17 protein-coding genes and 1 pseudogene are annotated in these 20,161 nt (G+C 45.6%); 9 read left to right on the top strand and 9 right to left on the bottom strand.

The window, feature by feature from the left end; genetic code table 11:
- Positions 1-81: 81 nt before the first annotated feature.
- Together lptF and lptG are read left to right on the top strand one after the other, a co-directional pair.
- The gene (gene lptF, locus L5M17_RS19165; RefSeq protein WP_113939369.1) at positions 82-1,194 is read left to right on the top strand and encodes an LPS export ABC transporter permease LptF; all 1,113 of its coding nucleotides are present in this window, start codon (positions 82-84) and stop codon (positions 1,192-1,194) included.
- Entirely contained in the window at positions 1,191-2,249 is a 1,059-nt protein-coding gene (lptG, locus tag L5M17_RS19170; RefSeq protein ID WP_105251819.1) for an LPS export ABC transporter permease LptG, read from the top strand. Before lptF ends, lptG begins: the two co-directional genes overlap by 4 nt.
- A gap of 107 nt (positions 2,250-2,356) precedes the next feature.
- Here lptG and L5M17_RS19175 read toward each other — a convergent pair whose 3' ends face one another.
- The 5 genes from L5M17_RS19175 to L5M17_RS19195 form a co-directional block, all read right to left on the bottom strand.
- Positions 2,357-2,866 carry an RDD family protein gene (locus tag L5M17_RS19175; protein ID WP_028761351.1) on the bottom strand — a complete coding sequence of 170 codons (510 nt, stop codon included), beginning with the start codon at positions 2,864-2,866 and terminating at the stop codon, positions 2,357-2,359.
- 59 nt (positions 2,867-2,925) lie between these two features.
- Positions 2,926-3,183 (bottom strand): DUF2960 domain-containing protein, encoded by a 258-nt coding sequence (locus L5M17_RS19180; RefSeq protein ID WP_263148859.1) that lies wholly within the window; start codon positions 3,181-3,183, stop codon positions 2,926-2,928.
- Positions 3,184-3,211: 28 nt separating this feature from the next.
- On the bottom strand, positions 3,212-3,562 hold the full coding sequence (locus L5M17_RS19185) for a DMT family protein (protein WP_006082592.1): 351 nt from the start codon (positions 3,560-3,562) through the stop codon (positions 3,212-3,214).
- A complete protein-coding gene (locus L5M17_RS19190) occupies positions 3,559-4,056 on the bottom strand; it encodes a GNAT family N-acetyltransferase (protein ID WP_113939489.1) in 498 nt (165 codons plus the stop codon). The genes L5M17_RS19185 and L5M17_RS19190 overlap by 4 nt, the downstream gene beginning before the upstream one ends.
- Before the next feature lie 181 nt (positions 4,057-4,237).
- Positions 4,238-5,743, bottom strand: coding sequence for a carboxypeptidase M32 (locus L5M17_RS19195; RefSeq protein ID WP_263148860.1), 1,506 nt, complete (start codon positions 5,741-5,743; stop codon positions 4,238-4,240).
- Positions 5,744-6,180: 437 nt separating this feature from the next.
- Between L5M17_RS19195 and L5M17_RS19200 the strand changes: the two genes are divergently transcribed.
- Both L5M17_RS19200 and L5M17_RS19205 read left to right on the top strand, forming a co-directional pair.
- Positions 6,181-6,816, top strand: coding sequence for a YqiJ family protein (locus L5M17_RS19200; protein WP_028761348.1), 636 nt, complete (start codon positions 6,181-6,183; stop codon positions 6,814-6,816).
- Between the two features lie 36 nt (positions 6,817-6,852).
- Positions 6,853-8,631: a flotillin family protein gene (locus L5M17_RS19205; RefSeq protein ID WP_263148861.1), complete on the top strand. Its 1,779-nt coding sequence runs from the start codon at positions 6,853-6,855 to the stop codon at positions 8,629-8,631.
- Between the two features lie 158 nt (positions 8,632-8,789).
- Here the strand turns inward: L5M17_RS19205 and L5M17_RS19210 are convergent, their stop codons facing one another.
- Positions 8,790-11,159: an OmcA/MtrC family decaheme c-type cytochrome gene (locus L5M17_RS19210; protein ID WP_263148862.1), complete on the bottom strand. Its 2,370-nt coding sequence runs from the start codon at positions 11,157-11,159 to the stop codon at positions 8,790-8,792.
- A 355-nt stretch (positions 11,160-11,514) separates the two neighbouring features.
- On the opposite strand from L5M17_RS19210, the gene L5M17_RS19215 reads away from it, so the two are divergent.
- Genes L5M17_RS19215 through L5M17_RS19225 form a run of 3 tightly spaced genes read left to right on the top strand, consistent with a single transcriptional unit; the run spans position 11,515 to position 14,839 of the window.
- Positions 11,515-12,159, top strand: coding sequence for a 4Fe-4S dicluster domain-containing protein (locus L5M17_RS19215; RefSeq protein ID WP_105251824.1), 645 nt, complete (start codon positions 11,515-11,517; stop codon positions 12,157-12,159).
- Between the two features lie 16 nt (positions 12,160-12,175).
- Positions 12,176-14,299, top strand: coding sequence for an aldehyde ferredoxin oxidoreductase (locus tag L5M17_RS19220; protein ID WP_263148864.1), 2,124 nt, complete (start codon positions 12,176-12,178; stop codon positions 14,297-14,299).
- Between the two features lie 18 nt (positions 14,300-14,317).
- Complete coding sequence (locus L5M17_RS19225) at positions 14,318-14,839, top strand: hypothetical protein (protein ID WP_028761343.1); 522 nt, start codon at positions 14,318-14,320, stop codon at positions 14,837-14,839.
- A gap of 80 nt (positions 14,840-14,919) precedes the next feature.
- Here the strand turns inward: L5M17_RS19225 and L5M17_RS19230 are convergent, their stop codons facing one another.
- From L5M17_RS19230 to L5M17_RS19240, 3 genes are all read right to left on the bottom strand, one after another.
- The gene (locus L5M17_RS19230; protein ID WP_113939376.1) at positions 14,920-15,672 is read right to left on the bottom strand and encodes a substrate-binding periplasmic protein; all 753 of its coding nucleotides are present in this window, start codon (positions 15,670-15,672) and stop codon (positions 14,920-14,922) included.
- 422 nt (positions 15,673-16,094) lie between these two features.
- Positions 16,095-16,730: a DUF2913 family protein gene (locus L5M17_RS19235; RefSeq protein WP_263148865.1), complete on the bottom strand. Its 636-nt coding sequence runs from the start codon at positions 16,728-16,730 to the stop codon at positions 16,095-16,097.
- Between the two features lie 132 nt (positions 16,731-16,862).
- A complete protein-coding gene (locus tag L5M17_RS19240) occupies positions 16,863-17,510 on the bottom strand; it encodes a peroxiredoxin-like family protein (RefSeq protein ID WP_263148866.1) in 648 nt (215 codons plus the stop codon).
- A gap of 361 nt (positions 17,511-17,871) precedes the next feature.
- Between L5M17_RS19240 and L5M17_RS19245 the strand changes: the two genes are divergently transcribed.
- Both L5M17_RS19245 and L5M17_RS19250 read left to right on the top strand, forming a co-directional pair.
- On the top strand, positions 17,872-18,762 hold the full coding sequence (locus L5M17_RS19245; RefSeq protein WP_263148868.1) for a hypothetical protein: 891 nt from the start codon (positions 17,872-17,874) through the stop codon (positions 18,760-18,762).
- A gap of 227 nt (positions 18,763-18,989) precedes the next feature.
- A pseudogene (locus L5M17_RS19250) lies at positions 18,990-20,148 on the top strand (IS4 family transposase).
- Positions 20,149-20,161 lie beyond the last annotated feature (13 nt).

Raw genomic sequence — 20,161 nt, forward strand, 5'->3', positions numbered from 1 at the left:
AAAACTATCAAAAGTAAACAGTTTACATGAAAGTTAGTCTGTTACCAGCAAAAAGATAAGTTTAGAGACCGGATCCTGCCTGTGATTGTATTTAAATACCTTATTCGAGAAGTTTTAAAGGCACAAATTGCGGTACTTTTAGTGCTGTTAACTATTTTTATTAGCCAGCATTTCGTGCGTATACTGGCCGATGCCTCCGACGGCGATTTTCCCGCCTCTTTAATCATGACTCTGATTGGGCTTAACTTGCCTTATCTGGTGATCTTAGTGCTGCCGCTAAGTTTGTTCTTGGGTATTTTACTGGCCCACGGCCGTATGTATTCCGAAAATGAAATGGTCATTCTCCACGGTGTTGGGGTTAGTGAGTGGTATGTCACCCGCGTGACGCTGATCCTCGCCGTGATCAATATGCTGTTTACTGGCTATTTATCGCTTTATGTTGCCCCCTGGGCAGAAGAACAGCAAAACCAAGTGCTCGAAAAAGCCCAGTCCGAAGCGGGTCTTGCTGCCTTAATCCAAGGGCGTTTTCAGGCGAGTCCCAATGGTCGCGCGGTATTATTTGTTGAGCGTATTGGTAAAGATAACGAGTTAGATAAAGTGTTTGTAGCCCAGTTGCCAGATCCTGATGATGAAACTGGCGTGACCAATGTCGTGGTGGCTAAAGGTGGACGAGTACAGGAAGATAGTTCAGGTGCTCAACAATTGAACTTGAATGACGGCGTGCGTTATCAAGGCAGCCCGAAGGCAAAGGACTACCAAATGATCGAATTTGGTGGTTATAAAATGCAAATTAAAGAGCAGCAAGTTGATGAGCGTCGCCGTAAGTTATCTGCACTGCCCGTTGATGAACTCGTGAAAATTGAAGGTGCTGAAGCCGCGGCTGAATTCCATTGGCGTCTTGCTATCCCACTCGCGATTCCAATTATGACACTGATTGCTGTGCCGTTAGCGCGGGTGAATGTGCGCCAAGGTAAGTTTGCTAAGATGTTCCCGGCAGTTCTTTTGTACCTTGGCTATTTTGGACTAATGGTCGCGGGACGTAAGGCATTGCAAGATGGGATTATTCCACTGTATTTAGGTATGTGGTGGATCCATGTTTCTGCGCTCTTGATGGGGTTATTCTTGCTCGGCAAAGATAGGCCTATTTTCAGTCGTATATCGTCCTTGTTTGCCAATAAGAAGGTGGCAGCATGAAGATATTAGACCTTTATATCGCCAGAATATTGTTAAGCACTTCAGCGCTTTGTTTGCTGGTGTTGACTGGTTTATCAGGGATTATCAAATGGGTTGATCAGCTGCGTTTAGTTGGCCGTGGCACCTACAGCATGATGGATGCTGGCATCTATGTTTTATTTTTAGTGCCACGGGATATTGAAATGTTTTTCCCTATGGCCGTCTTGCTAGGCGCTTTGATTGGTATGGGAATGTTGGCATCGAATTCCGAACTTGTGGTGATGCAAGCTTCTGGCATGTCACGTTTGCAGATCACTATGTCGGCGATGAAAACTGCTGTGCCTTTGATGTTATTGGTGATGGTTTTAGGGGAGTGGGGCGCACCGATTGCTGAGCAAAAAGCGAATGAGTTACAAGCTGTTAAACTCTCTGGCGGGAGTTTAATTAAGTCCCATCGTGGAATTTGGGCAAAGGATGGTGATTTGTTCGTTAATATTGGTGAAGTTGAAAACATCAATAAACTCAGCAATATCACGCTTTATAAATTCAATAGCGAACTTAAGCTCACCAACGTGGTTCACGCAGACCGAGCGGTATTTTCCCAAGATCGCTGGCGTTTATTTGACGTTAAACGTACTGATTTAAGCTATGAAAAAGTCGTGCTTGAGTATCTTGAAGAAGACCAATGGCAGTCGAGTTTAACGCCAGATAAGCTCAGTGTGGTTTCGATTAAACCCGAGGCGTTATCTATACGTGGTCTGGTCGGTTATCTTGATTACCTTAAAACTAACAGTCAAGATCCCAGCCGTTATGAGCTTGCTTTATGGCGCAAGGTGATGCAACCCGTGACGGTCGCAGTGATGATGTTAGTGGCACTGTCGTTTGTATTTGGTCCGCTGCGGACTGTGACTATGGGCGCGCGCGTATTACTTGGGGTCGTAGCAGGTTTTAGCTTTTATATCAGTAATGAGATTTTTGGCCCCATGAGTATAGTGTATGAGCTACCCGCTTATGTGGGGGCTGTTGCGCCAAGCTTGTTGTTTACTGGCGTTGCCTTCTACTTTATCCGGCGATGATACGCAGCTTATTACTCCTTACTCCGGATTCCGTCAATTAAAAATAGCCCATAAAAAACGACGCTGTTGCGTCGTTTTTTGTATTTCGGATTTACTTAAGAATAAACTTATGCCCCATGCCAGTTACGCATTTGGTTGGCTTCTTTAGACAGCACGACCACTTCTGAGCGAGTCATCATATCCTGCAGTGCGCGTTTATCATCATTGATTAAAATCCATAAATTGCCAATGCCGAGCAGTGACCAAATGATGCGAGCATAGGCAGTGATCAGGCTTAAGTTTTGGCCATTAGGATGTTGAATTTTAAGCCGCCAAGCGCGCATCCCTAAGGTTTGACCGCCCTTACTCCAGAATAATGCGTAGAAAGTGCCGACACACAAGGCAAGCCAGAGTTGATAAATTCCCTGATAAACCGGCGTGCCATTGAGTGCATCTGAGACATGCTCAAAGCCATTCATGCCAGCCAGTCCTGAAGCTGTGAGGCCGTAGAAAATCCCAAAGCCCATTGCGCCAGCAACCATATAGACGGCCACTGCTAACATCGAATCGTAAACTGCAGCGCCTAGGCGGCGGAAGAATCCTGCGCGGGGGAAGTTAGCATGTTCGGTATTGAGCATTACAGTGTCCTGTTATTGAAGTGCTTACAGCTAATACAAAAAACAATTAATACATTAGCCTAGGCTTCAGGTTCTTCATCTCTGACAAAGTGGATATTGCTAAAACCAAAGCGGGCAAACTCTACTTTCCTGAATTCTTTTTCAGCCTTAGCACCTTTACGAGATGTCATGGCGACTTGTTGTTCCATTGCCAAAAATTTGGTCAGATCTATGCCTTCGGCTTCGGCCACAGCTTCATATAAATCATAGTGTTTGTCGTAGCTAAAGGCGATAGTTTTAGTCTTACCTTTGAAGGTATAAGTGACTTGACGGGCCATGGGGAGCTCTCCTGAAATAAGTCTGAAATTAATTAAATTCACTTCTAAAAATAAAATACACAGCACCTAAGATGCACAGTCCTGCCCACAGATAATCGAGCTTCAATGGTTCTTTCATATAGAAATAGGCAAAGGGGACAAACAAACTTAAGGTGATGACTTCTTGTAAAATTTTTAACTGGCCGACATTCATTACTGTGTAGCCGATACGGTTAGCAGGCACTTGCAGCAAGTATTCAAATAGGGCGATACCCCAGCTCACTAAGGCCGCAATAATCCAAGGTTTTGAGCCTAGCGTTTTCAAATGCCCGTACCAAGCAAAGGTCATAAAAATATTACTTAAGCAAAGTAAACCGATAGTGGTTAGGGTTGGATTCATTTTTCATCTCTATGATTAAATTTATAAATCATATACATAGCATCGTCAGTATAGCTGCCAAGACATTTATCGATTGCCTTAGGTTTAAAACCCATTTTAAGCCAATAGCTGTCGGCACCTTGTACGGCTACGAGGGATAAGGAATTGAGATTATAGCGATCCGCCAATAGTGTTAGGCGGGTCAGCGCCTTAGCGCCAGCGCCTAAACCTTGGGCTTTAGCCGAAATCGCAATATCGTGTAGGTATAAGGTATCAGCCTTGGGTAAATGGGTGATGGGCTGATATAGCGCGGGCGGCATATTGGCGGTCCATGGGTGAGCCAAGCAATAACCGACAACCGACTTATCCACTTCGAACACAAAACAGGACTGAGGTGATACCTGCCATTTACTTTGCAGTACGTGCAGTGGCTCAGGATCCAGTTGTGAGTAACACTCGTCTTGGATCGCTAAAATGGCATCCCAATCCTCTGGGGTGATTGCACGCAGTAACATGGCCGACATTTATCCTGTTTCAAGAGTCCTGTTGAAGGAACTCCGTGGAAAGAGTCCTGATTCAAATAAGCTCGGCATTATAACCTCAAGCGGCTTCAAAATGCAGGCTCCAGCGGCAATATAAAGCGCTTTAAAAACCCGTATAAACTGAGCTTTCAGCGTTTTTAAGCGTTCGCAGCGGTTAAATACCTAGATATCGTTGGCGCAGGTGACGCTCAAGATATTGACCATTTAGGGTTTCGCCCGTTGCTTGGCGGATCAGTTCATCGGTGGTGAGCAAGGATCCCTTAGACCAAATGTGCTCGCGCAGCCATTGGAATACCGAGTCCAACTTGCCTGCATCGATTAGGGCTTCAATCGGTCCTAAGGCTTTTTCCATCGCAAAACGACATTGAGCGGCATACATGGCACCTAAGGTGTAACTTGGGAAATACCCTAGTTCACCAACGGCCCAATGAATATCCTGCATGCAACCGTCTCGGTAGTTGCCATCGGTATTAATCCCCAGTAGTTGTTGCATCTGCGTCGACCAAAAATCAGGCAAATCCTCTACGGTTAAGCTGCCGTCGATAAAGGCTTTTTCTGCCTCAAAGCGCAGTAAAATATGGCAAGGATAGGTGACTTCATCGGCATCGACGCGGATAAGTCCGGGCGCTACGCGGGTGTAATGCTGTGCTAATTCTTGGGCGCTAAAATGACAATTAAGATGTTGCGCAATTTTAGGCTGCAATTGGCGTAAAAATGCCGGATTTGCCCCGAGTTGCATTTCGCAGAATAGACTCTGGCTCTCGTGGATACCCATAGAACGCGCCAGTCCCGCAGGTTGTCCACGCCACGCTTTAGGTAAACCTTGCTCATATCTGGCATGGCCTGTTTCATGAACTATGCCCATGATTGCACTACTGAAATCAGCCTCATTGTAGCGAGTCGTTATCCGCACATCGCTTGGCACGCCGCCACAGAATGGATGGCTGCTGATATCCAGCCTACCGTGGTTAAAGTCAAACCCCAGAAAATCCATTACGTCTCGGCCAAGGGCTTGCTGCGCGCTAACATCGAAGGGACCATTTAGCGTTAACTTAGGCTCGTTTGCCTGTTTAGCCAGCACTTCTTGGATAAGTGTCGGTAGCCAATCTTTCAGTCCGCCAAAGGTTTGCTCTAGCTTTGCCGAGGTCATTCCCGGCTCAAATTTATTGAGCAGGGCATCATAGGGGGAAATATTCTGGGCTTCGCCGCGGATCTGCGCTTCTTCCTTGGCAAGTGCAATTACGGCTTTGAGGTTTGGTTTAAAGCCTTGCCAGTCATTATTTTTACGTTGTTCACGCCACGCATTCTCACATTGATAGGCCATTTTAGTTTTGGCTTGCACGAGATCGCCGGGCACTAAATTTGCCTGCTGATATTGGTACTGCATTTCCCGCAGGTTAGCTTGTTGTTCCGTTGTGAGAGATTCGTCCGTCGCGCCGTGTAAGTGTTCGGCTAAGACAGTTGAGGTTTTGAGTGTGTGGATATGTCGCGCCAGTTCAGCCATTGCATCGCCGCGATCGCTATTACCGCCCATAGGCATCATGGCTGCTTGATCCCAGTCACCTAGAGCGCTGAAATGTTCAAAGTGAGAAATTTTTTGAAAATGTGCTGTCAGTTTATCGTAACTTGGTGTTGATACTTTGCTCTTGGGTGAGTCCATGGAATTTCCCTTCTGGCGCATCAAATCCTGCGCGAATAAATAACAATAACAGGATGATCATACAATGACGTCAACAGTATACTCAAACAACCTAAAGATGCAGGACTCAGTGGGCTGATATTAACGCTATAGTAACGCACTTGAGGCAAGGCCATTTATTGCTCCTGAATAAATGGCATCCACGCCATATATGGCGATTGCGGCTATTTGCAGCGCTAGCGCTAAGTTAAAAAGGGAGTTGTAGTGTTAAAGTGGTTTTCGATAGGGTACTAATAGCGAAGATGGTCACGCGATTTTGGCGCAGCAGAGCGATAGTCAAAATCTGTTTTAGGGACAATTTTTAGTTTGGAAATTGTGCTTGCCTTGCTATTCTGTGATGGTTAAGTCGATAATTACAGTGAAATAAATGGAATGCTGTATTGTTCAAGGAGATGATTATGTGGGCGTTTTTAGTTGAACAGCCTAATTTACCTTACACCATAGCTTTTGCCTGCGTACTGGCCCTTGGTGTGTTTGAAGTCTTCGCATTATTCATAGGTTTAAGCATGTTAAGTGCGTTAGACCAATGGGTGCCTGCTGATGTGGAATATGATGCTGATGTGGGCGCGGGTGGACTCACGGGCATTGCCGGTTGGCTGTGTCTAAATAGACTCCCATTACTTATTTGGTTTGTGCTTGCGCTGACCAGTTTTGCGATTGCGGGTTATATCGTCAATTTTATTAGTGTTAGTCTTGCCGGTTTTTTACTGCCGCAACTGTTCACTTTACCCATTGCTATTGTCGCTAGTGCATTTTCTTGCCGTTATTTTGGTCGAGTGCTTGCAGATCATTTGCCTAAAAATGAATCGAGTGCGATCTCGCTAGATGATCTTAGCGGCTATGTCGGCACTATCACCTTAGGTTGCGCAATTAAAGGCATGCCCTCTGAAGCCGTCGTTCGCGATAAACATCAACAAAAACATTATGTTTTAGTCGAGCCCGAAACTTCGGATATCGAGTTTGCCTCAGGCACTCAAGTCGTGCTGCTTAAGCGAGAAGGCCGAGTCTGGTCTGCTACGCGTTTTGATAATTAATCTTCCCAAGCCATAAATCAATTGAAAGGAAATCAAATGGATGTGTTAACAAACGTAGGTTCATCCGGTAGTTTTATTTTGCTCGTTGCGGGTATGGTGCTACTCGGCCTCATTGTGATCGGGTTAATTTTCGCCAAGCTATATAAACGTGCAACCAAAGAAATGGCCTTTGTGCGTACCGGCTTTGGTGGTGAGAAAATCATTAAAGATGGCGGCGCTATTGTGTTGCCTGTATTACATGAAACCATCTCGGTAAACATGAACACTCTGCGTATCGAAGTGGAGAAAACCCAGAAAGATGCGCTAATCACTAAGGACAGAATGCGTGTCGATGTGAAGGCCGATTTCTACTTGCGTGTCGCCCCACATTCCGATGGTATTTCAATGGCAGCGCAAACCTTAGGCACGCGTACAAACCGCGTTGAAGAGCTTAAAAAGCTGATGGAGTCTAAGTTTGTTGACGTGCTGCGTGCCGTGGCCGCCGAAATGACCATGACAGAAATGCATGAGCAGCGTGCCGATTTTGTGCAACGGGTGCAAAATAACGTCGCCAACGATCTGGAGAAAAACGGTCTCGAACTCGAATCGGTTTCATTAACGGGTTTCGATCAAACTGATTTGCAGTTTTTTAATGAAAACAACGCATTTGACGCCGAAGGTCGTGCGCGTCTGGCGAAGATTATCGAAGAGAAACGCAAAGAAACCAACGATATTCAGCAGGAAAACCGCATTAAGATCGAGCAGCGTAACCTTGAAGCTGAAAAGGAATCCTTAGAGATTGAAAAGTCGGAAGAAGAAGCGCGCCTGATCCAGCAACAGTCGTTAGAATTTAAACGCGCCGATCAAAAAGCGGAGATTATTAAGCAGAAAGAAAACAAGGCCCGTGAAGAACGCGAAGCCGAGATTGCCAAAGAGCGCGCCATTGAAACCGCTGAAATCGAAAAGACCAAAGATATCGAAACCCGTGAGATTGAAAAGTATAAGTCGATTGAGCAATCGCGCATTCAACAGCAAAGGGATATTGAAGTTTCTGAGCAGGAAAAACGCATTGCGGTTGCGGCCAAATCTGAAGAAGAATCAGCTGCCCGTGCTCGTGCAGCTGAAGCCGAAAAACTGAAAGTTGAAAAAGAAGAAGCGGTAATCACAGCGCGCCAAGTGGCAGAAGCTAATCGTCGCAAAGAGATTGAAGTGATTGATGCTCGTAAGGAAGCTGAGCGTGATGCTGTCGGCGTAACAGTGCAGGCCGAAGCTGAGAAACGTGCCGCTGAAGACAGATCGAGTGCTATTCTGATTGAAGCGCGCGCCAGTGCCGATGCGAAAAAACTGCAGGCTGAAGCGGATGAAAAAGTTTATGCCGTTGAAGCCGCAGGTAAACAAGCACTTTATGAAGCTGAAAACGTCTTAAGTGATGAGCAGATCGCCCTGCAAAAATCCCTCGCCATTTTGAAGGCCTTGCCTGAAATTGTGGCACAAGCCGTTAAGCCGTTAGAAAACATCGAAGGTATTAAGATTCTTCAAGGTTATGGTGCAGGTCATCAATTTGCTGCGGGTGGCGAAGGTGCTCACCATCAAGGTGGTATCGCAGAGCAAGTGACCAGTGCAGCGTTAAACTATCGCGCCAATGCGCCTGTTATCGATGCCATGCTCAGGGAGTTAGGATTAGTGAATGGTGACTCTGGAACCTTGAATGATTTATTGAACGGTAATAACACATTAACCGCCGAAGCCTTAAGTGGTGTTACCTTGTCGAACTCTAGACCTAAGGACTATAGCCAAACGCAGGCAGTAGAGAGCCAAAGTGTGCTCAAGCCTTAATCTCAACGACATTAAACTAAGTCAAATCAAGTAAAGCACTCGCTGTTGCTCTTTTGAGCCTTGTGCGGACAAAAGATTGATAAATAGGACGAATGAAATAAAACCGCTCACCATTATGGTGAGCGGTTTTATTTTGGCATTAAATCAAATCTAACGGCTTATTTGTGTACCTTATCGACCCCCGATGAGCGACCTTCGGCATGACAGGTTGCGCATGACTCCTGTCCTGATTGGTAAATTCGACCACCGCTGGCATCACTTTGGTAAACTCCGCCAAAGCTGCGTGCATGGACGACTAAACTATCGATAAGCGTGTGACAAGCCGTGCAGGTTGCTAAGGTTGGTGAGTACTCGGCAATTTGCCCTATGTTGGCGGCATCGGGTGTCGCAACTAACAGGGATTGTTGTGCACTTAGCCCCTCGAGACTGAGCTGTCCTGCGCTATGGCAAACACTGCAGTTATTTTTTGCATTAGGGTAAGTGAGTTCGGGACGTGGATTATCAAAACCCACTACAGTGCGGGTTCCCGCATGCAGTGAATGCACCATTTCCCTGTAGCTCAAAGTATTGTTGATGGTGCGATAGGGCTTGATTTGGCTGGCCCCAGGAGTATGCATCACATTGGCATTGAGATACATAATCGCATCATTACTGTGGCAACTTTGACATTGCCCATCGGTCAGTGCGGTTGCCGTTTGCGGCGCATGACAGGTGCCACAGCTGCTATTGGGTTCAAAAATTCCTTTCATTTGATGCGCTGACAGAACTCTATCTTCTAATCCTTGATCATGACATTGGCGGCAGGCCTGTTCATCGACCTTAGCTTTTGCCGTAACAGCTTGACCTTGCAGGCTTAGCGAATTAATGGCACTGAGACTCACCTCTTGATTTGCGATATTACAGTTAACGGCAAAGCCGGTATTTTTATCGGCACAGAGCACCAGTTTACTGTAGAGTTTTGACTGACTCAGATCGCCAAAATCGGCAGCCGACAGGTTAGATATAGTGACTGTTAGCTGATTGGGTGCGGTAATTTTTAAGGCGACGTCGCTCGTGTTTGCTAATAAATCCCACACTTTACGCTGGCCGTTATTGATTGGCATATTCGCGCTATTTGTTTCACCTGTGGCAATCAACCAGAAGGATTTTATCATAGGTTGACTGGCGGGCAGTTGCTCCATTTGCTGCACTTGCAATGTCACCGCAAGGGTCTTAGCTTCAACGCTTAGCTGCGAACTCAGTAACTTAACTTGGTAATCGCTCACCAGCTTAGTGGCTGTTTTCACAGCGGCATTGTGGAAAAGCCCGACACCTTCAGGATTAGTGCTATCAGGGTGGCAGCCGCTACAGCCCAGTGCCCATGGGTTGGCAAAAATTTCCCTGTTGTGGAATAAACCCGCTACAGTACCATTCCAATCTGCGGGGATTTGCGCTTTGTGACAGTCAAGACACGCGGTTTTACTGGGGATATTACTATTGCCACTTTGCGCCGTTGCGCCGGGAATATGGCATTGCTGACATTGGGTCATATCACCGGGAAAGGTCACATTGGCGTAGTCATATAGCTGCCCCTTGTAACCTACAATTTGATATTTGGCTTGGTGGATCTGGTGTGTCAATGTCGCCATATCAAGGCTATTACCCGTTTCAGGATCGCCAGAGTAAGTCGTGTGACAGACAACGCAGCCCTCAAAGGCAAAACGTTTATTGCCGTGCATCAAAAGGCGAGTATCGGTATTGGCTAAGTCTGGGTTATGGCATCGAAAACAGGCTTGTTCCGGCGCGATCACTTTACGGCCCATATCCGCAGCGACGGTCTGTCCTGTGGCGGGCACAAAATCGTACACGCTGTTGATCAACTGAGTGTCGATTGTGCTGTTTGCTAACGGTTTTAACTCTAGGTAAATCCTGTGGGTGAGCTCAGGCGAGTACTGGGTATCTATCCCCGTAAATTGGGAGTAACCCGTGAGTGGTTTACTCAAAGTGTAACGGTATTGGCCCGCGCCTAATGAGGTTAGACACGCCGTTTTACAGCTGCTTTCAATGCCAGCTTGCCACTGAGTCTGTGCATTCGCTTGGGCATTTGTGGCAGGTTCTACTTGATTATTGATGTAACTGGTCCATTGCAACGCAGCATCTGTCGCGCTTGCTGCAGAGTTAGTGACTTCTGTGCCAGTTGTTGCCATAGCATTCGCCGCGGCTTGGGTGATTTGATAGTGCTCCTGCGGCGGTGCTAATTTGGCAATACCGACACCTAAGGTATCTAGCTCCTTCAGGTTTTCTAGTCCTGTGACCGCAATACCATTGGCATTGCTGAGGAAGAAATCGACCTGCACATGAGTTTGTGCATCGATAACCACATTTTCTATTGTCGCTTTGAGTGTATCCGCTTGTTCAATGCTGATACTCACAATCCCTGGTGGACCTTCTTTCCCATCGTCACCATCGGAACAGGCTGTCATCAGACAGACTACGACTGCCATTGGCGTAAAGATTTTCCATTGAGAACGGGTATTCGTTTTCATCATTTTCCATTCCTTTTTAATTAGATTCTGTCGGGACTCTAATCGGAATGTATGCGGTATAGATATTAACTTAGTTATGAGTCGAGTTGCACTTAATTAACCAAATTTAAAAGTTATTTGTTAATTATATTAAAGTAATTTGAAGTGAGGCATTATTTAAATTTGCTAGATGTTGAATTGTTAATTCTTGAAAACGTTACTCTGATGCATGTCGTGTAACTTGATCTAATAATGCCCCAATATGGGTAATTGTGACGCAGGTTAAAAATCAAAGACATAATTACTTTAGCATAAATTGTCGGGAATCAAAGTGTATGCATATTTTAATTATATTGCTTTGACTAATAAAGGATCAAATATGATTACCAGAAGAGGAATGCTTAAAGGCGGTATGGGCGTTGCTGTCGGTACAGTTTATAGCGGAACATTAATAAGTTTTCTGACCGGTTGTGGCAGTGACAGTAATAGCCAAGAGATAGTAGAAGTCATGCCTGGTGGACTCATGGTGGTGAACCCTACGGTTTGTGTTAGCTGCAGACGCTGTGAAATTGCCTGTGGTTGGAACCATGAAGGGGATAGCAGTCCGACACTTGCCCGCGTCAAAGTAGAAAGAAATATGAACTATGGCCCACATGGTGTGCAATTTGACTATGAAATACAACGAGGAGAATGCGGCGATAAAACCGTTGTTCCTTCCACTTGTCGCCACTGCGAAGTTTGCACTGAAGTTTGTCCACAGCAAGCTATTTCAACGAACGAACAAACTGGCGCCAAAGTGATTGATGAAGAACGTTGTGTCGGATGTGGTTATTGTGCAGATAAGTGTCCTCAACAAGTCATTAAAGTTGTTCGCAGTAAAATGAAAGCCGTCAAATGTGATTTATGTAACGGTAAACCTGCCTGCGCGCAAGTTTGTCCTACAGGTGCAATTAAATTTTATAACTGGGAAGAGGCTGAAGCTGCATTAGAACAATATGAAAAATATACCGGCTTAGTTTCTTAAATTCAGGAGAAATAATATGAGTGATAAAATAGGTGGTTGGGCGGGTAAAGTCCTCAGAGTTAATTTAACAACTAATCATATATGGTATGAGCCAATCAATAAATATTATGACTATATCGGTGGTATGGGGATTGGTTATAAAATATTGTGGGATGATCATAAGGATAATATTACAGCAATCGACCCAGATAATATTATTGTCTTTTCTGCCGGACCATTAACGGGTTCAGGCGTTATTTGTACTGGACGAACAACCATTACTTCCCGTAGTCCCGTAATTGAAAAACATCTGATTGCCGATGGTCACTTTGGTGGGCATTTTTCACCCGCAATGAAATTTGCGGGCTTCGATGCGATTGCTATAGAAGGCAAAGCGAGCAGTCCTGTGTGGCTTAAAATTGTGGATGATAAGGTCACGATTGAACCTGCCGATGCCCTATGGGGTAAAGGTATATTTGATACCCACGCTATGATCGCGCAAATGATGGGACCCAATGCACAAGTCGCTGCGATTGGCCAAGCGGGTGAAAACCAAGTGCCTCTTTCTGTCATTATGACTCAGGGCGGGCACTCAGCAGGTGGTCATGGCTCGGTAATGGGGTCCAAAAATTGTAAAGGGATCGGCATTATCGGCACTGGCGCCGTTAAAATCGCCGCCAATAATGAAAAGATGCGTGCCTTAGATGACCATATTTTAGGTATTATCGGTGCCAACAATAATGGTGTCGTTCCTTCAACGCCGCAATCTTGGGCTGAGTACTCAGCACCTATCAGCCGCTGGAAATCTCGGCCCGGTTTGAAGTGGGGCGCTGCCGATCAAGAAATCGATTTAGGCGAAGTGCCATGGAATGAACGCAATCGTATTGGGTTTCGAACTTCAATGGCAGAGAGCTACATAGGTGTGGAATACGCCAATAAGTGGATGAAGCGTACGGGAGGCTGTCATTCATGCCCAATACGTTGCTTCTGCGAGCTAAAAGTCCCTGAATTGAAAAGCAAATACGGTCGTAAAACCGAACATATATCTAACGTCTGTATGGGATTCCTCGTACCGCAGTATTTAATGGGCACCAAAAATGGTACAGAAGCACATGCTATGGCGGGCGCTTTAGGGGCTCATATTCTCGATGACTATGGTATTTGGTGTAACTATGGCTCCATTTCACATCTATTTAAATTCCTAAAAACAAAGGATATGTTTAAGCATTTATTACCTGAAGATGAATTTAACAGTATTCCTTGGGCGCTCTGGGATAACCAAGATCCCGCTTTCTTACTTGATTTTTATCGCCGAGTGGCGTTTAAAGAAGGTGAAATCTCCCATATGGCCGACGGCTTATATGATTTGATCAAACGCTGGGGTTTAGATGGAACCAATCCCAAGTTAGGTCATTGGGATATTCATAAAGAAAGTGCCACTAAGGTATTCAACAAGAAAACCAATGCTGCCGTGCACCATGCCAGTGAAACCGCGGGCCAGGTGGGTACGTTAATCAACGTCGTCTTTAATCGTGATGCTCAGTGCCATTCCCACATCAACATAGTTAACAGTGGTTTGCCACACGATATGACAGTGGCGATTGCCGAGAAAAAATGGGGTGAAGGTGCATTCGATAAGGTGAATTGGTATACCCCAATCAATGCGGCTAAGATCCGTTTTGCAAAATGGTCGCTGGTGAAAAACGTATTACATGACTCTCTGACACTGTGTAACTGGATGTTCCCATTGTTGGCATCACCGGATAAAAATCGCAACTATGAAGGCGATAGCACTATTGAATCGCAGATGTTCAGTTTAGTGACTGGGATTGAAACCACAGAAACGGAATTGGACTTTAAGGCGGAAAGAGTGCTGCATTTACACCGTGCCTTAACCGTATTGCAAATGAATGAAAGCAATATGCGCGAAGAGCATGATGTGCTCAGTGACTGGGTTTATGATTTGAATCCAGATAAAAACTTCGGTCAAGAGGGCACCATCAAGATGGACCGCGCAGACATGCAAACGGCGCTGGACATGTTCTATGAAGCCTTTGGTTGGGATATTCAAACCGGTGCGCCAACTCGGGCCACGCTCGACAAGTTTAGCCTAGGTTTTGTTGCCGATAGATTGGCGGCGCGAGGCCTGTTACCCAGTTGAACACTATAGTTGGACACTATGATTGAACTTGTCGGTTATATCAGGGTATTTAGCCAACACGGACGCTTAGTCACGGCGGAGCAAATCGCCGCCGTGGCAGGGCTCGAGTGGGATAGTGAGCAAACGGTTAACAGTTATATTCGCCTAATCCTCAATGAGGCTTACAAGGATGTGCAGATGCGTTTGTCGGATAAGCGGTATTTCTTCTATTCCGACAGAAGCATAGTTGAACGTTACGCTGAGCAATGGTTAGCATTGGAGCGGGGTGAAGCGTTTGAGGCCATTATTGCCCAGATCCGTCGCAATAGCTGCCGCCATACTGAGGTCTATCTGGAGAGTGTACTGACGTTTGCCCCCTATCTTTATGATGAGCCTACATTAGCCAATGTGCGTGAGCAATTGCCGCAACAGCTTGGGGCCGAGGATATCCATTATGCAGTGGACAATCAGGGGAAAGGTTATTACTACTCGACTCTGGGATTGAGTCACAGTTATGCGGCCGTACTCGCTAATTATGATCCTTGTGAATGGTCAAACTGAGATTCTGCTACCTTATTGATATTGATTAAGCGCCTTCGGGCGCTTTTTTATCGCAAATATCTCATATAGCTAGCGTGAAATTAGCTTGCCAGCGTTTGAGTGTACTTTTTGATGATTTCGTCAATTTTACCATTGGCCTTCAGTGTCGCTATGGCTTGATTGATGGCAGGAAGCAAATCGGCATGTTCTTTTCGCAACCTAAACACTAAGTCACCATCAGAATGCACTGCCGCCAGTGCAACTGGGATCCGCAACTGAGTCGACCAATACAACGCCGGGTAATTACCAGCAATAACGGCATTGACTCTGTGTTTATCTAAGGCTTTGATCAGCTCCTGCTCTGAGGTAAAGTCTGCGCGGATAAAATCTTTATCGTCGTGATATAAATAACCGCGCACTGTACCTATTTCTTGGCCTTTTATCTGGCTGATATCTTTATATTTACTGACATTCTCTGGTAATGTGACCACATATTCAGTGATTTGCATTATGGGGGCCGATTTGACAAACAGCGGCCCTAAATCCTGCTTTTCAAACCAACTGGGGCTGACGATATCAAAGTCGAGTTGACCGGTTTCTAGCGCATTATTGGTGCGCTTGGGCGGCAGGGCGAGGATTTCACCTTTGATTTCAGCCATAGATAAAATCATCGGAATAAGCTCAGTGATCATCCCCGGCGCCTCGGCTTGATCACCGATAAAATACGGATACCAAGAATAGGAGCCAGTGATATTGTATTTGAGCTGTTCCGCAAAGGCGTGCTGTTGAGTCAAGCAAAGGGTGAACAAGGCAAATCGAACTAAGTGTTTATACTGCAAACATCGCTTAACCATATTGCTTTTATCCTTGTTATCTCTGCTTTAGCCAAGGCCTATCCGATGGCCATTCTACCTAAACTATGTGAATGAATTGTTTATTGGATCACAATCAGTCACATCCGCCATATTCAAGCTATTTTCTGCTTTTCGCTGTTATACCAATCACATTAAATATCTAATCAGTTCAGAGCCTCACAGGCATCTCAATCCAAGGCGCATTGACGCAGAAATGGTTATTCCCTTTTAAGTCAATGCAACACCGGAGTGGGATGCCTGTGTGGCTCCCGAAGGGCGGCTGATGTTCACTACATGGCAACGCGCTTTATACTGCGTTTAAGGCTTTCGGCAGAGCACCACTATGCCGAAAGCCTTCGCCTTATCTAAAGCGCGTTGAACTCCCGCTGAATGAACAGATATTTAATACGATTGGTATTACCTTAAGCCAATAGCTGACACAAAGCTGGTTGCTGATTATTAGGGAAAATTTGATAGGTTTTATGGTGCTTAATCAAGCTAGTTTTTTTATTGCCTTGACTGAGCAATAACCCATGGGACAGGGCGATACGCGTTAGTGTCTGTTCATCGGCGCGGACATATAAGTTGATTGGCTTGATCAGCTGATTGTCTTTAATATGTTGATTAAATTCTTTGGCATCAATCACTAAGCTAGATTGACCATCACCATCGAGTTTCAGCTTGGCACTGATTTCAGTGTCAGTAAAGACTAACCAATCGGCTTGTTTTAAGGTTTCTATCATGGCATTTAATGCCGTGCCTAAAGCGGGCTCAGATGTCTCAATTGATTGATATTGATACACTATCCTTTCTAGTAAACGCTTGAGTTCGGCGCCCGCACCTTGGCTGCGAGCCAAACGTATCCAAGCCGTGAGATCGTCGGCTACCAGTTTAGAAAAGCGTTTTTCCTTTAAGGACTCGACCATCCAATTACACAAAAAATGACTTTCCTGCGCAGAGGTGCGCTGGGCTTTCTTGGTCTGTGCTGAAGCGGTTAAATCGGCAAGACCCGCAAGGGCGAGTTCGAGCACAGCTTGGTTATAGGTTTGAGAATTCATTATGACTCCGCCGCGGGCTGAAGTGATGTTATCTATTTGAACTTGGACGATATTGATTGCGGCGGAGCTAGTTTAGCAAAGCGGCCGCTAAATCGATAACGATTCTTAACGGCTGCTTTGATGAGGGATGGATTATTCTGGTGCACCGACGAGGCTGGCAGCCGTCAGAATCAATTTAGGTGCGGGTCTCACCTTATAGTTGGGATTCACATATTGGAAGTGGATTAATCCTTGAGTATCAGCAATATAAATTGCCGGCACTGGCAGAACTAAGCGTTTATCGCCTTCGGGCGTTGTCCACAGTGGGTTATCCAGTTTTAAGCGACTCAGATAAGTATCAGTGACTTGTTTGCTAGTGTAAAAGGCAAGACCAAAGGCTTGCGATGCCTGCATTTTTTCATCGGAAAGTAGCTGATATTTGAGTTCGTTTTTAGCGGCCGATGCCTTTAGCTGTGCGGGTGTATCAGTGGAAATCCCCACCAGTTGAAAGCCCATGTCGATAAGTTTAGGTTCGATGGCTTTTAGTTGCCCCATTTGGTTGTTGCAAAAGGGGCACCAGCCACCACGGTAAAAGAAGAAAATGGTTGGTTTTTGTGCGGTTAATTTTGCTAAATCAACGCTTTGGCCATTCATATCTTGTAAGGTAATTGCGGGAATTTGTTCGCCATTGAGCAGTGGGCTAACCGAATATTCATCCTTAGCGATAGGTTGAGCTTGCGTGGTAAAACTGCCAAGCAGTAGGCTGGTGGTCAATAAAAAGCGCTGTAGTAGGGACGGCATAAGTAATCTCTCTTAGTTATGGGTTATTCTATCAATTCAAGCGATTGGCTCTGGTTTGTACGCTTGTTGGGTCGTGAATGGGGATGACAGCTATAAGAACGGCGAATGCTGCAATTTATTGCAGTGTGTATCCAGATATCGTGGTGTTTTTAAAGCAATGATTGCTCAATCACCCAAAAGCTCGTTTTAGTCTCATATGAGTCAATGGTGTGAGCCGATAACATGGGCTAATTGAGTAAGCTAATCGAGTCTGCTAATTAACTGAGATAAGGTGGGGCGCTGAACGCGAAAGTGATAGTATTGCCACAGCCTTGAAAGGCTGAAGTGATGTTTGGTAATTTTTTCAATAGGAAAGTGGTAAATGGATAAGGGATTATTTAAGGCGTTAAAGAAAGTCTATTATAAAAAGTCGTACCGCAAAGACGAGCATGGTTATCAACAAAGAATCGATAATGGCGATGTGTTTGATGTCGATACGGGAACTTATATCTACTCCTATCAAGGCCTATCTGATGCTGAAATCGCATTGATTGAACAGAGTGGCTATCCGGTCAACGACCGAGTTAAGCTGAGTCATGATGATGTGGTGCTCGGCTATAAAGCGATACTAAAGCAGCCGAATCTTGTGCTGGAGAATTTACTGGCGGCCTATTTATGTGGTTTTTCAAGCTTCCCTCGCGGTCGTCAACCCATTCTCAGTTATTTGTTTGCTAAGGCGCTACCAGAACATTCGATGGCAACCGATAGTGACATTTGTCCTGTGTGTTCCATCAAGCGCGTTAACTGGATTGAGCAGGGACAAGAAATCTTTTCCTGTTACGCTGGCAGTGTGTGGAACGAGCGCTGGGCGCACAATCTCATAGAATTACAAGAGTTTTGTACGCTATCGCCTTGTAAACCCAGTATAGAGGATGTGGCCATCTTCAGTGCGTTAATTGAAGCTATCCGTCAGGCTCCTTTAGATGAAACACCCGGAAAACTCGAGCAAAGGGTGAAGAAAGCCAAGATTATTCCTCAATTTAAAAAGTACAGTTTCCGTGGCCAACTGACGGTGTTAGCTGAGCTTGGCATCATGCCAAATTCCTATGTTACGCCGCTTTATGAAGCATTTACGCCATTTGAAGCGATCTGCAATATCAAATACCCGGGCAGTATCCGCTCTGACATCATCTTACCGCTAGCGGGTTGGCGCGGCGAAAATCCCATTGATGAGCAAAGGCTTAAACAGTTATTTGGTGGTTTTTTCGAATAAGTGATCGGCCTCAGTTATGTAGGCTAAGTATTGACTTCGTCACAGAGTTCGGACTGAGATAAGCCATCTTTGAGAGCGAGTCACTCTTATAGCCTATGGTTTATAGCTCATTAATTCGGCTCAATAAAAAAGCGTCCCTTGGGATAATGCCGATCAGTTAAGACAGATCGCTTGACGATCTCGCTGAAAAGATCAAAATCCGATGACCTCATGTCATCGGATTTTTTATGCAACTCTCAGAAGCACTCGCCCGTACTCATATTACCCGCCTAACCGAATTCACCTGCTTAGCAGATGTGTTAGAACCTGAGTTAATTCAATCTTGTCTAGACTCTCAGGGCGTTGCGACGTTAAGACGGCGTAAATTGCCGATGGACGCGATGATTTGGGCCGAATACCTGGCACGCGAGAGCTGAACATCCTCATTGGTGCGGCCTTAACTTGTATGGTGTTGACGGTGTAGTGTGGCGGACACCCGATAGTGTCCAAAATCAAGCCGCCTTTGCGCGTACCGCAAACGCTTCAGGCGAAGCGGCTTATCCGCAAATTCGCATGGTTTGCTTGATGGAATTAAGCAGCCATTTGTTGGTCAACAGCGCCTTTGATTCGGTTGCTGAAAATGAAATGAACTTAGCGTCCCAGCTCATTCCTAGCATTCCCAATCACAGCCTAACCCTATTTGACCGAGGATTTTACTCGCTCGGCCTGTTACACGCTTGGCAGCAAGCGCAACCTGATAGCCACTGGTTGTTGCCATTGAAGAAAGGCACTCAATATGAGGTGGTGCGAACGCTAGGAAAGCATGACCAGTGGGTGAAACTCACCACTACACCTCAAGCCAGAAAGAAATGGCCGCAGCTCCCTGAAACTCTTGAAGCGCGTTTATTGACTAAGACAGTGAAAGGTAAGTCAGTCGCCATTTTGACCTCGTTGACTGACCCGATGCGTTACCCCAGCGAAGACATCGTCGACTTATATGCCCATCGATGGGAAATCGAACTGGGCTACAGAGAGATGAAACAACATCTACTGGAGAGCCGTTTTACGCTCCGCAGTCAGCTACCAGAACTGGTGACTCAAGAGCTGTGGGGCATACTGCTGGCCTACAATCTAATCCGATATAAGATGTTACTGATGGCCAAAAGCTTGCCATCGGTCCACCCCAATCAACTGAGTTTTCGGGATGCGGCGAGTTATATCATCTTCAAGTTGACACAACTGCCATCACAAACACCGGGGAATGTCCCGAGAGACGTATTGGATATAGAACGAAATGCACGGCAATTTAAGCTGGATGGTAAACGGGAAAGGGCATATCCACGAGTTCTTAAAATGAGCAAAAACAAGTTTCCGGTTAGACCAAAGAAAAATGCCGTTCACTCTTAAGTGAACGGCATTA

Origin of the sequence: Shewanella sp. SW24 (genome assembly GCF_025653395.1) — a bacterium.
Lineage (GTDB): Bacteria > Pseudomonadota > Gammaproteobacteria > Enterobacterales > Shewanellaceae > Shewanella > Shewanella oncorhynchi.